Source organism: Rhodococcus sp. Leaf233 (assembly GCF_001426165.1).
GTDB classification, from domain to species: Bacteria; Actinomycetota; Actinomycetes; order Mycobacteriales; family Mycobacteriaceae; genus Rhodococcoides; species Rhodococcoides fascians.
The window spans coordinates 328,580-340,832 of sequence record NZ_LMRO01000009.1; the positions used below are offsets into that span (position 1 = coordinate 328,580).

General features: G+C 64.4%; 12 protein-coding genes. 10 read left to right on the forward strand and 2 right to left on the reverse strand.

Going from position 1 to position 12,253, the window contains the following annotated elements; all coding sequences use genetic code 11:
• Nucleotides 1–48 precede the first annotated feature (48 nt).
• From ASH04_RS12290 to ASH04_RS12335, 10 genes are all read left to right on the forward strand, one after another.
• Nucleotides 49–777, forward strand: a complete 729-nt coding sequence (locus tag ASH04_RS12290) for an ATP-binding cassette domain-containing protein (protein ID WP_441344384.1) — start codon at nt 49–51, stop codon at nt 775–777.
• The gene (locus tag ASH04_RS12295; protein WP_027495730.1) at nt 755–1,681 is read left to right on the forward strand and encodes a PfkB family carbohydrate kinase; all 927 of its coding nucleotides are present in this window, start codon (nt 755–757) and stop codon (nt 1,679–1,681) included. Before ASH04_RS12290 ends, ASH04_RS12295 begins: the two co-directional genes overlap by 23 nt.
• Entirely contained in the window at nt 1,671–2,321 is a 651-nt protein-coding gene (locus tag ASH04_RS12300; RefSeq protein WP_032366808.1) for a nucleoside/nucleotide kinase family protein, read from the forward strand. Before ASH04_RS12295 ends, ASH04_RS12300 begins: the two co-directional genes overlap by 11 nt.
• 36 nt (nt 2,322–2,357) lie before the next feature.
• Nucleotides 2,358–3,368, forward strand: coding sequence for a LacI family DNA-binding transcriptional regulator (locus ASH04_RS12305; protein WP_032374853.1), 1,011 nt, complete (start codon nt 2,358–2,360; stop codon nt 3,366–3,368).
• A 32-nt stretch (nt 3,369–3,400) separates the two neighbouring features.
• Nucleotides 3,401–4,423 carry a class II fructose-bisphosphate aldolase gene (fbaA, locus tag ASH04_RS12310; RefSeq protein ID WP_057473937.1) on the forward strand — a complete coding sequence of 341 codons (1,023 nt, stop codon included), beginning with the start codon at nt 3,401–3,403 and terminating at the stop codon, nt 4,421–4,423.
• Nucleotides 4,424–4,516: 93 nt separating this feature from the next.
• Nucleotides 4,517–4,924 carry a YciI family protein gene (locus ASH04_RS12315; protein WP_057473634.1) on the forward strand — a complete coding sequence of 136 codons (408 nt, stop codon included), beginning with the start codon at nt 4,517–4,519 and terminating at the stop codon, nt 4,922–4,924.
• An 8-nt stretch (nt 4,925–4,932) separates the two neighbouring features.
• Nucleotides 4,933–6,090, forward strand: coding sequence for an RNA polymerase sigma factor (locus ASH04_RS12320; RefSeq protein WP_082519282.1), 1,158 nt, complete (start codon nt 4,933–4,935; stop codon nt 6,088–6,090).
• Nucleotides 6,091–6,200: 110 nt separating this feature from the next.
• On the forward strand, nt 6,201–7,196 hold the full coding sequence (locus ASH04_RS12325; protein ID WP_057473938.1) for an alpha/beta hydrolase: 996 nt from the start codon (nt 6,201–6,203) through the stop codon (nt 7,194–7,196).
• A gap of 64 nt (nt 7,197–7,260) precedes the next feature.
• Nucleotides 7,261–7,476: a DUF2945 domain-containing protein gene (locus ASH04_RS12330; RefSeq protein WP_027495736.1), complete on the forward strand. Its 216-nt coding sequence runs from the start codon at nt 7,261–7,263 to the stop codon at nt 7,474–7,476.
• 192 nt (nt 7,477–7,668) lie between these two features.
• Nucleotides 7,669–8,877 (forward strand): ricin-type beta-trefoil lectin domain protein, encoded by a 1,209-nt coding sequence (locus ASH04_RS12335; protein ID WP_230592886.1) that lies wholly within the window; start codon nt 7,669–7,671, stop codon nt 8,875–8,877.
• Here the strand turns inward: ASH04_RS12335 and ASH04_RS12340 are convergent.
• Together ASH04_RS12340 and ASH04_RS12345 are read right to left on the reverse strand one after the other, a co-directional pair.
• The gene (locus tag ASH04_RS12340; RefSeq protein ID WP_057473939.1) at nt 8,859–10,865 is read right to left on the reverse strand and encodes a hypothetical protein; all 2,007 of its coding nucleotides are present in this window, start codon (nt 10,863–10,865) and stop codon (nt 8,859–8,861) included. The two genes, ASH04_RS12335 and ASH04_RS12340, sit on opposite strands and share 19 nt — an antisense overlap.
• Nucleotides 10,866–10,906: 41 nt before the next feature.
• Nucleotides 10,907–12,148, reverse strand: a complete 1,242-nt coding sequence (locus ASH04_RS12345) for an ATP-grasp domain-containing protein (RefSeq protein ID WP_027495739.1) — start codon at nt 12,146–12,148, stop codon at nt 10,907–10,909.
• Nucleotides 12,149–12,253: the final 105 nt, after the last annotated feature.

Sequence of the window (12,253 nt, forward strand, 5' to 3'; positions counted from 1 at the left end):
GCCCCCCTCGCTCTGGAAGCACGTGGTCTGGTCAAGACCTACGGCAGCGTGACGGCCATCAACGGCGCGGATTTCGAGCTGCGGGCCGGTGAGGTACTGGCAGTGATCGGTGACAACGGTGCCGGAAAGTCAAGTCTCATCAAGGCTTTGGCCGGAGCTGTCATTCCGGATTCGGGAGAGATCCTGATGAACGGCTCGCCCGTGTCGTTCAAGAACACCCGCGATGCCCGGGCGGCCGGGATCGAGACGGTCTATCAGGACCTGGCCGTCATTCCTGCGCTCGACATCGCCTCGAATGTCTACCTCGGACGCGAGATCAAGCGCAAAGGCATCAGCGGCAGCATCTTTCGGCGATTGGACATGCCGAGAATGCGCGACGAGTCGTCGAAGCATCTGCAGGACCTCAAGATCGGCATCAAGTCGGTCAACCAGGCCGTCGAGACGTTGTCCGGTGGGCAGCGTCAGGGCGTCGCAGTGGCGCGAGCAGCGGCATTCGGCCGCGGGGTGATCATCATGGACGAGCCGACCGCAGCTCTGGGCGTGCGGGAATCGGGCATGGTGATCGACCTGATCCGAACGATTCGCGACCGTGGGATACCCGTGGTGCTCATCAGCCACGACATGCCGCACGTGTTCGAGGTCGCCGACCGCATCCACATCCACCGCCTAGGCAAACGCGCAGGCGTCGTGGATCCGAAGAAGCGCACCATGTCCGAGGTCGTCGCGCTCATGACCGGCGCGGAGGAGCCGACCGATGAGGAACGCGCCGGCCTCTGATGCGTCTCGCCCGGTCGGCGTTTTCGTCGGGCTGGCGACACTCGATGTGATTCATCGAGTGTCGTCGCCGCCGGCGTCGAACCAGAAGATCACGTCGAACGCGCAGTTCGTTGCGGCCGGCGGTCCTGCCGCCAACGCCGCCGTCACGTTCGCCGCACTGGGTGGTACGGCCGTTCTCGTCACTGCGCTCGGGGACGATCCGGTGGCTGCCTTGATCAAGGCAGAACTTGCGGAATGCGATGTGCGCGTGATCGACTCGATCGCGGGCACCGTGAGAGCTGTACCAGTGTCGGCCGTGACAGTGATCGAGTCGACGGGAGACCGGTCGGTCGTCTCGGCCGACGCCGTGCACTCCGACGCCGCGCCGCCGAACGATCTCGATGCCGTGCTCGCCGGTGCCGACGTCGTACTCGTCGACGGCCACCACCCCCTGATCGCCCGCGCCGCCGTGGAACATGCGGCGGCGCGGGATACCACGTCGGTCGTCGACGCCGGACGCTGGAAACCCGTGATGAGCGAGCTGATTCCGTTCGTCACGGACATGGTGTGCTCAGCGGACTTTCGCACGCCCGGAGCGTCGGACACAGCTGCCACCGCGGCGACGTTGGTGCGCTCGGGCGTACGCACGGTTGTCACCACCCACGGCGGAGAGCCCGTCGAATTCTGGTCCGAGGGCAACTCCGGCTCCGTGGCCGTCGAGGCGGTCACCGTGGTCGATACACTGGGAGCCGGCGACGTCTTCCACGGTGCGTACGCGTACTACTCGACGCAGTTCGGCTCCGTGCAGGAACGTATCCGACGGTCGGCTCGCGTTGCCGCGCTGCGCTGTTCGGTCATAGGCCCCAGGGCGTGGCTACGCGAACTTCCCACCCACGTACTCGAAAGCGACAACAGTGAGCAATGACCGACAGGTGCAGGAAGCATCCCTCGACGAACTCGTGGAGCTGGCCGGGCGGCTCGCCGTGCCGGGAGAGCGGCACATACTCGGCCTGACCGGTGCACCGGGTGCCGGAAAGTCCACCGTGGCACAGCAGTTGGTGGATGCACTGGGACCCGAGCTTTCGGTGCTGGTTCCGATGGACGGATTCCACCTGGCCAACGAGGTGTTGATCGAACTGGGCCGGCTCGATCGCAAGGGCGCACACGATACTTTCGACGACGGCGGCTATGCGCGTCTCGTCGCCGCGATTCACGATCAACGCCCCGGCGATCCGCTGGTGTACGCACCGAAGTTCAGGCGAGAGATCGAGGAATCGATCGGGTCCGCCGTACCGGTCCCGTCGGACGTTCCGCTGGTGATCACCGAGGGCAACTACCTGCTGATGCAATCCGACGCATGGCCTGCTGCACGGGAGATGATCGACGAGGTGTGGTTCCTGGCTCCGCACACGGCCGTTCGGCACGAGCGTCTCGTGGCGCGGCACGAGGCGTACGGGAAATCACCCGAGGAAGCGCAGTTCTGGGCATTGGGTTCGGACGAACGCAACGCCGAGCTCATCGGGTCGACCGCCCAGCGCGCCGATCGAATCCTGCGATTGACATGAGACCGCCGGCGTCCGATACCCACGGAGACGACTGACATGCCCACCATGGACGACGTCGCTCGGATCGCCGGAGTGTCGGTGTCGACGGTCTCGCACGTGCTCAACGGAACTCGTAAGGTCAACCCGGCGACCCGGCAACGCGTCGACGCTGCCATCGTCGAGATCGGATACCGGCGTAACGTCGTGGCGCGTTCTCTCGCGGCCGGTCGAACCCACACGGTGGGACTGTCGATCGCGGCGCTGACCAATCCGTACTTCGGCAGCCTCGTCTATGCCGTCGAGCAGCGGTTGTCGGAGGCCGGTTACGTGTTGATTCTCGGTGACTCGCACGACGAGCCGACGTCGGAGCGGCGCGTCACCGATTCTCTGCTGGACCGTCAGGTCGACGGCATGATCCTTGCGCCTGCGGCCGGCTCGGAGGAGTCGACGATTCCCGAGATCATGCGCAGCGGAACACCTCTGGTGCTGATCGACCGTATGCTGGATATCCCGTGCGATCAGGTGGGCCCGGAGAACGAGCAATCCGCGTACGAGCTGACGGCCCATCTGCTCGACTCCGGACACGACCGAATTGCGATCGTCCGCGGCATCGAGGGAATCTCGTCCACCACAGAGCGTTTCGCAGGTTATGCCAGGGCGCTCGCCGACCGGGGAATCGATGTCGACCCTCGGTTGATTCTCGAGGGAAGGTCCAATGTCGAGGTGGCCGAGACGGAGGTACGTCGACTGCTGACGGGTTCGGACCGGCCTTCGGCTCTGGTGTCGATGAACAACTCGATGACCATCGGTTCCCTCAAAGCAGTTCGCGGCCTTGGTTTGTCGATTCCCGACGACCTGGCGTTCGTGTGCTACGACGATTTCGAGTGGTCCGATCTGTTCGAGCCGCGCCTGACGGCCGCCGCGCAGGACGTGCAGACCATCGGCAGAACCGCTGCCGACCTGTTGATCGGTCGAATCGAAGGCCGTGACGACGCGCCGCGATCCATTTCGGTACCGACTACGTTCACCCACCGCAATTCGTGCGGCTGCGCTGCAGCAACACGCTGAAGACCAGCCGCACCCGAAAGAGAGAACAGCCCATGCCGATTGCCAGTCCGGAACAGTACGTCGCCATGTTGGACCGCGCGAAGGAGGGCGGGTTCGCGTACCCGTCGATCAACGTCACCAGCTCACAGACCCTCAACGCGGCGCTGCAGGGATTCGCCGAAGCCGAGAGCGACGGCATCATCCAGGTGTCGGTCGGTACCGCGCTGTACCTGTCCGGCAATGCCGTGCAGAACCGCTTCGCCGGCTCCAAGGCGCTCGCGCAGTACGCCCACGAAGTGGCGCAACACTATTCGATCTCGGTGGCCCTGCACACCGATCACTGCCCCGCAGAGAACCTCGACGATTGGGTGCGCCCACTGCTGTCCGACGCGATCGAACGACGCTCGCGCGGCCTGGCACCGCTGTACCAATCACACATGTGGGACGGCTCCGCCGTGCCGCTCGACGAGAACTTGCGTATCGCACGCGAACTGCTCGATCTGTCGGTGCAGGCCGACACCATTCTCGAGATCGAGGTGGGAGTGATCGGCGGGGAAGAAGACGGGGTGTCTCACGAGATCAACGAGCAGCTGTACTCCACCGTCGACGACGCCCGCGCCACGATCGCCGCGCTCGGTGCAGGCGAGCGTGGTCGCTACATGACGGCGCTGACCTTCGGCAACGTCCACGGTGTCTACAACCCGGACTCGGTACATCTACGTCCCGAGATTCTCGACGAGATCCAGTCGGTCATCGGTGCCGAAACCGGAAAGGACAAGCCGTTCGATCTGGTCTTCCACGGTGGATCGGGCTCGAGTGCCGCCGATATCGCGTCGGCAGTGGCGAGCGGGGTGATCAAGATGAACATCGACACCGACACCCAGTACGCGTTCACCAGGTCCATCGCGGGCCACATGATCGGCAAGTACGACCAGGTTCTCAAGATCGACGGCGAGTACGGCAACAAGAAGGCCTACGACCCCCGATCGTGGGGCAAGCCGGCCGAGTCGGCCATGGCAGCCCGCGTGGTCGAGGCAACCCAGATGCTCGGCTCGGTCGGACGCACGATGCGGTGAAGTTTCTCGGTCGAGTGTGTAGATATCGGCCGACCGGCTCCGTCCCAGGGGCGAATGCAGAAAGAATGACTGCATCCGACGCTAGGAGACATCATGGCCAAGTACCTCATGCTCAAGCATTACCGCGGGGCCCCCGAGCCTGCCGGCTGGATTCCGATGGACCGGTGGACCCCGGCCGAAGTGCACGACCATATTCAGTTCATGCAAGACTTCGCCGCCGAGCTCGAGAAGACGGGCGAGTTCGTCGACGCGCAGGCCCTGGCCCCCGAGGGAACGTGGGTGCGGTCGGACGGGGTCGGAAAGCCCCCGGTCACCGACGGTCCGTTCGCGGAGACCAAGGACTTGATCGCAGGCTGGATGGTCATCGACGTCGAGTCCTACGACCGCGCACTCGAACTCGCCGGGCAGCTCTCGGCAGCACCCGGTGCCGGTGGTAAGCCGATCGGCGAATGGCTCGAGCTGCGTCCGTTCATGGAGGCCCCCGCCACGATCGAAGAGTGACGGCACTCGTGGATCCTCACGCGCTGCGGATGCTGACTCCGTCCGTGATCGGCGTCCTCGTCCACCGCGGAGCAGATTTCGCGGCGGCCGAGGACGCCGTCCAGGAGGCGCTGGTGCAGGCGGCATCGGTGTGGGGAGCGTCGGCAGAGGCGGGTGACGCGCCGTCCGACCCGAAGGGGTGGCTCGTCACCGTGGCGTGGCGCAAATTTCTCGACGCCCAGCGATCGGAGAAGGCTCGACGGGATCGAGAGAACCGGGTTGCGGCCGAGCCGGAACCGGGCAGTGTCCACGGCGTCGACGACACACTGCAGTTGTTCTTCCTCTGCGCGCACCCGGTGCTGACACCCGCAGCAGCGGTAGCGCTGACGTTGCGTGCCGTCGGGGGTCTGACGACGCGGCAGATCGCGCAGGCGTATCTGCTGCCGGAGAAAACCATGGCCCAGCGCATCAGCCGAGCCAAACGGGCGGTGCGCGACGTTCGTTTCGACTCTCCGGGCGACCTCGCGACGGTTCGGCGGGTGCTGTACCTGGTATTCAACGAGGGGTATACCGGCGACGTCGATCTCGCGGCCGAGGCGATCAGGTTGACGAGGCAGCTCGCGACCCTGTCCGACGACGCGGAGACCGCTGGACTGTTGGCGTTGATGGTGTTGCACCACGCCCGGCGCGCTGCGAGAACAGGCTCCGACGGCGGGCTGATTCCCTTGGCCGAGCAGGATCGGTCGAGCTGGGACACCGTCTCGATAGCCGAGGGAGTTCGGATTCTGCAGGCGGCGCTCGCTCGGGATCGGCTGGGCGAGTTCCAGATACAAGCCGCCATTGCCGCCCTGCATGCCGATGCGCAACGGGTGGAGGACACGGACTGGGTACAGATCGTCGAGTGGTACGACGAGTTGCTCGCGATCACCGACAGTCCGGTAGTACGGCTCAACAGAGCTGTCGCGGTGGGGGAAGCGGACGGCCCGGCCGCCGGACTCGCGGCGCTCGCCGCCGTCGATTCCGCAGTACCGCGGTACCACGCGGTGGCTGCGCATCTGCACGAGAAGGCCGGCGATCTCCGGTTGGCGGCCGAGCTGTTCGTGCGGGCGGCCGAGTCGGCGTCCTCGGTGGCCGAGCGACATCACCTGACGCTGCGCGCCACTCGAATTCGTACCGCAGGTTCGTAGCGGTAGCCCAAAACAGCGAACGGACCGGGCGGTTTTGTAATCGGATCGTTAGCGGTCGAAAGCGGAATTCGTGCAACCCTCGTATGGTGCTGATGTTGCCTGTGGGACAGATGAGAAAGAAGCTGACGCGATCCACCGTGGTGGTGACGGCGGCCGTACTGGCGTCGATAGTGTTGGCCGGAAACCCGGCGCAGGCGCTGCCGGGTAGTACCGGATCGGCCGACGCGGCTGCCGGGGCCGTCGGAATCCACCAGGTGTCGGCAACGCGCGCGGTGCTGAACGTGTTCTCTCCGTCCATGAATCGGGTCATCTCCAACGAGGTGCTGCACTCACCCGGAGGTGGGCCCGCGCCCACGCTCGTCCTTCTGAACGGTGCCCTCGGCAACGAGGACGGGGTCGGCTGGCTCAACAACTCGGGAGTGGAGAAGTTCTTTCTCGACAAGAATGTCACCGTCGTCGCACCGATCGGCGGTCGGTTCAGCTTCTACACCGATTGGCAGACAACCGATCCGGTGCTGGGGACCAACCTCTGGCAGACCTATCTGAGCCGTGAACTACCCGCGGCCGTGGACGCCGCCTACGGCTCGACGGGCAAGCGCGGCGTCGCGGGGCTGTCGATGAGCGGTGGCCCGGCGCTGGATCTGGCGATCCAGGCTCCCGACGTGTTCGACGCCGCCGCGTCGTTCAGTGGATGCCCGGCACCGTCCAATCCGCTTGCCACCGCCGGCATCTCGGCCATGATCGCCGGCGGGCTCAACAATCCGTTCAACATGTGGGGGTTGCCGGGAAGTCAGGGATGGCGAGACCACGACCCGTCGCTCAACGTCGAACGACTTCGTGGAACGGCGGTGTACGTGAGCTCGTCACGCGGTGCGCCCGGCGCCGTGGATCGCATTCCCGACGGTGCCGTTCCACCGTTCGGCGGCATGGCGGTCGAAGCGATGGTCAACTACTGCACGTCCATCTTCGTCGACGCCCTGCGTCGGGCCGACGTTCCGGCGACGGTATCCATGCGCGACGAAGGTGCGCATACCTGGCCGCTGTTCGAGGACCAGTTGCGAGAGGCCTGGTTCACCACACTGGCTCCGGCTCTGGGAACCAGCTGATTGCGCCGACGCGCTCGTGGGTAAGTGTCGATGGACAGACCACCGACGAAGGGATCACCGGAACATGTCGAAGGACGATTTGCACAAGGGCGACAAGGTCGAATGGCAGACCCACGGAACTACCACCGAGGGAACGGTGCAGGAGAAGATCACCTCCGAGACCGAAGCCGCCGGCCGCAAGGTCAAGGCCTCGAAAGACGACCCGCAGTACCGCGTCGAAAGTGACAAGTCCGGAAAGGACGCAGTGCACAAGCCCGAATCGCTCGACAAGAAGGACTGATCTCGCTCCGTAAGCTTCTCGAAAGTTGCTCCTGCTGACGATCTGTACCCTCGGCTGGGACGGATCGTCACTTTGGAGGCAACGATGGGGACGACCCCGATGCGGATTGTTCGTGCACGTTCGCGTCTCGGTCGGTGGGGTAGCGGTTGCCGCACGGGGAGGACTCTTGTCGCTACGGGGACGCTGGCGATCGTGTCCGTACTCGTCGTGGGCTGCGGCGTGTTCTCCGGGGACTCGACCACGGACGCGGACACACCGTCTGCAGTGACCTTCACCGGGCAGATCGAGTCTCCCGACAAGCTCTGCCTCGATGGAAGTGACACCGACACCGTCCGTCTCGCGACGTGCAACGGAACGCCGGCACAGCAAGTAGTCGCCGAGGCCGACGGCACGGTTCGGTCGCAATCGCAGTGCCTGGTGCCGAAGAACGGCGAGGCCGCAGCCGGTGTACCTGTTGTCCTCGGGAGTTGCGACGACAGTGCGGTCGCCGGTTGGACGGCGGGCGAATCCGGTGCGATCGCTCTGACGGGCACCGGCCTCTGTCTCGCGGACGACGCACGGCAGACCTCTCGGCGTGTGGCCGTGCTGGCCGAATGCGACGGCTCGTCGGTGCAGACGTGGACACCGGTAGCGGCCGCAGAACCGACCGCCGACAACCCCGGCGGAATTGCTGCACCCACCGGGGATCTGCCCGGCTGGAAGCAGATATTCGTCGACGAGTTCACCGCCCCGTCCGCCACCGGCAGTTGGTCCAATCAGTGCGACCCCTCGAAGGTCGTCTACACCGGAGCCGAGGGCCAGCGGTGGCGCACGTATCCGTCGTGCTATCCCGACACCTACGACAAACGGCCGTATCGGCCCGATGCAGTGCTGTCCACTGCCGACGGCGCTCTGCAGTACCACCTCGGTCAGGTCGACGGCGTTCCGGCCGGAGCGAGTATCTCCCCACTGATCGGTGCCGACCAGTATCAGACGTACGGAAGATATTCGGCGCGTCTGAAAGTCGATTCACCGGATCTGTCCGAGTACTACGCGGCATGGCTGCTCTGGCCGCAATCCGAGAATTGGCCGTACGACGGCGAGTTCGATTTCCCGGAAGGTGCGCTGTCGGGCAACGTCGGTGGGTTCCATCATTTCTCGGGCGAAGGCTCGTGTGCCGACGGGTGCAAAACGCCCGCCCTCGACATCGGCGCGCAGTTCACCGACTGGCACACCTACACCATGGAATGGTCACCGGGAAGGATCCGGTACCTCCTCGACGACACGGTCGTGTTGGACTCGACCGACTTCGTACCGTCCACACCGATGCGATGGGAGCTGCAGACCGAAACCAAGGGGGACGGAAACAGTGAGGGCAATCTGATCCTGGACTGGGTCTCGGTCTACTCCTGGAACGGCTGATACGCGGCCCGCGCCGAGCGCTCGGCACCCCAACTGCGTTCGATGTAACCGACGATCGTGTCGATGTCCGCGTTCGAAATCTTCTCCGGCTCACCTTTTTCCAACGGATCCGTGTGGAAGATGTACAGGCGAGACGCGAATTGCTCGAACGGTAACGAGCCTTCGCCCGCGCGTTCGCCGTTCCCTGCCGTTCCGACGACGACTCCGTCACCCCAATCCTGCCCACTGTCGTTGTTGGGATTGAAGAAGTAGACCCGCATGACGCCGTCGGGATCGGGGGCAACACGCAGAATGGCGATGGCGTGCCACCCCACATACCGTGCAGCGCTGTCGGTTACGGCCACCCCGGCGGGTTGCGGGTGGATCAGCGGCTGATGGCCGTTGTACTCGGGGTGATAAGCGGCATGGAACTGCCGCAGGAAACCATCGAGATCGACCAGATTTCCGGTCGCGACGTCCACGTCGATATGGAACTCGCGGGCCGACCACCACCCGTGGAACTCGGGATTGACCCAGCGATGCGGATCGCCCGGTCTGTCGGCGCAGCGTCGGACCATCTCGGCGTAGATCCGGTCCAGGTGCGGAACCAGAATCAGCGATGCCGGGTCCAGATCGACCGGATCCGAGGTCGCGACACCACTTTCGCTGTCGACGGACGAGATCGACTGGCCCTCGAAGTGCATGACGATCTCTTCGTCTCGTGCCGCCCACACCACCATCTGCAGCAGGTAGTCGGGATCGTTGTACGCCCACATCGACAGCGCGCGCGCCGACTGGCACGTGGGATTGTCGCCCTGGCCGACACCGAGCGGTTGACCGAGCATGGAGAGCAGCCCACCGAGCAATCGCGACTCCGGTGCCGGAACCGGACCGAAAGTGGTGATCAAGCGTTCTCGCACTGCGGGCGCGAGGGTGAGCGATAGCTGACGCCACAGGGACGGCACGATCGGCGGCTGATGCAGGATTCCGCGGTCGAGGAGCAGTGCCAATCCGTAGAGACTTTGCGCCGTCTCGGGATACACGGTTTCTTCGATCAGACGGTGGACCAATTCCGGGTAGCGAGTGAGGCACGTACGCCCGGTGTCGGACAGCCCCAAGGCCTCGGGCAGGACATACGAGTAGTGGTCGACGAGATATTGCGTGAGTGTGGCGTGGTACGGCGAAACGAGACCGGTGTCGTGCATCGCCCGGGCGAAACCGCGGGCCTCGAACTGCAGTGCCTCGACGTCCATGGCCTCGAGCCGGTTCCGGTAGACCTCCACGCCCGGGTCCTCGCGGCACGCGTCCGTGGTGCCGAACAACGCCGTGGTCAACCGATCGAGTCCCTGACCGGACGTGCCGAGATCGACGGTCGGGTCGTCGCGATAGATCGCAATGCGCGTGACCATGGACTTGATGGTGTCGACCTGGATCGGACGCTGACGCAGAATCCGCCAGATCTCTTCGAGCAATTCGTCCAGCACACTGTCGTAGCCGATTTCCCCGGCAACGTAGCCGAAGAGATCGCGGATCAGATGTGCTGTCCGACCCGAACGGACTCGTTCCGATTCCGAGGGCGGGGTGAACAACACCTCGAGGTTCAGGGCGAGTACCTGGGAGAGGAAGCGTCGCGCATCGTCAGCTGTCACTGCGGGATGCTCGTACTCACCGGCGACGATCGCGACCATCCGCAACTCGCTGGCTGCTTCGAGAACCACGGTGTCGTCGTTGCCACTGCGCAGGCTCGGACCCACGAACGCGGGAACGAGAATGTCCGGCTGCGCCCAGTCCGTACCGGCGAACAGCCCGGCGTTCTCCAGCACCGCGGCGCGTTCGCGTACCGCGCCACAACCGCCGGGCTGCAACAACACTCGGTGCACAGAATCCAGAACCCGTCGTACCTTGGTGCTCTTGCTGAACTCCGGTGCGGCGGCCAGCGCGTCGACGGCGTGATCGAGTTGCGCCAGCCGCGACACCAGAGCCTTGTCGATCGGTGCAGCGTCGTTCATCGTCTGCGTCGTGGGTTCGTGGTCGTTGCCGAGTTGCTGCTTCACACGTAGAAGTCCAGTTCTTCCTGTTGCTTGAGCAGGTCGCGCATCCGGTACGGATCATCGCCGAAGAAGTACAGCAAGCCCCAGTGGGTACCGAAAGCCGTTCTCTTGGTGACGGTTTCCTCGACCGGTGCCGACAGGTCGTTGGTCTCGTAGTAGTCGTCGTCGGCGGTCACGTCGGGGATGACGAGATCGCTGACGACGCGTCGCCGTGGGTACACACCGAAGCATCCCGCGTGACCGGTGGCATCGACCACCTCGCGCGGGAAGAAGGCGTCGATCTCTTCTTCGGTGGTCTTCGGGTCGAAGGCGAGAGCCAGGCCCTGGTAAGCGTTGAAGCCGTACGCCCGCTCGAGGAGCTCGAACACCTTGAAACCTGGTGGGCGGTAGGCAACCTCGCCGAAGTACATCTCTCCGTCGCTGGTGACGAAGTACTCCGGATGGATGAACCCGAACTCGATGTCGAACGCCTTGATGAGCTTCTCGATCTGAACCGTGATCTGCTCGCGGTACTTCTCGAGCTCCGGCGTCGCGGGGACGAACACCGAATACCCGAGCGTGACGTACTCGGAGATGTTGAGGAACTTGATCTTTCCGTTGTGGATCCACGCCTCGACAGCGAACTCCCAGCCGTCGAGATGCGACTCCATCAGTACCGGGAACTCCTCGTCCGGGATGGAGTCGACTTCGTCGGGGGTCCGAATGACGCGGTGGCCCAGGCATCCTGCCTTGTCGAAGGCCTTGAGGTGGATGGGGTCGTTCGGGTCGCCGTCGAGTTTGAGCAGCGTCTGGTTCACCCGACGCAGAAAGCGGATGACGTCCTCACGATCGTGTGCTTCCTCGAAGATGCCGACACGAATGCCACCGAGCTGTGCGCGGCGCTTCATCAGTGCCTTGTCTCGGAGCAGCATCGCCTGGCCGAACAACCTCGGATTGCCCAGCAGCACGGAATTGATGGCACCGGCCCACTCGACTGTCTCCTCGTACAGCGGTATCGCTACATCGACGCCTTTGTCTCGGAGAGTCTCCGCGATCTCGAGCGACCTGTCGTTGAGTCGCTCGAAGTTCCACGGTAGGTACGGAATGTCATGCTCGGTGCAGTACGCCTCGGCCCACTCTGGCGCGACGACGACGTAGCGTCGATCGAACGCGTCCAGGGCTTCCACTGCGGCCAAACTCCAGCCCAGCAGCGCTACGAAGCCTTTGTTCGGGTCTTTCTCCAGCCTCTGTGGCCGATCCATGAAGTTCCTTTCCCTTGTGATGCGCGGTCGAGGTCCTTCGCTCCACCGTACAGAGGGTGTTCGGTGCCGCTTTCCGGACCCGGTGCTCGGGAAGCCGCGATGCTG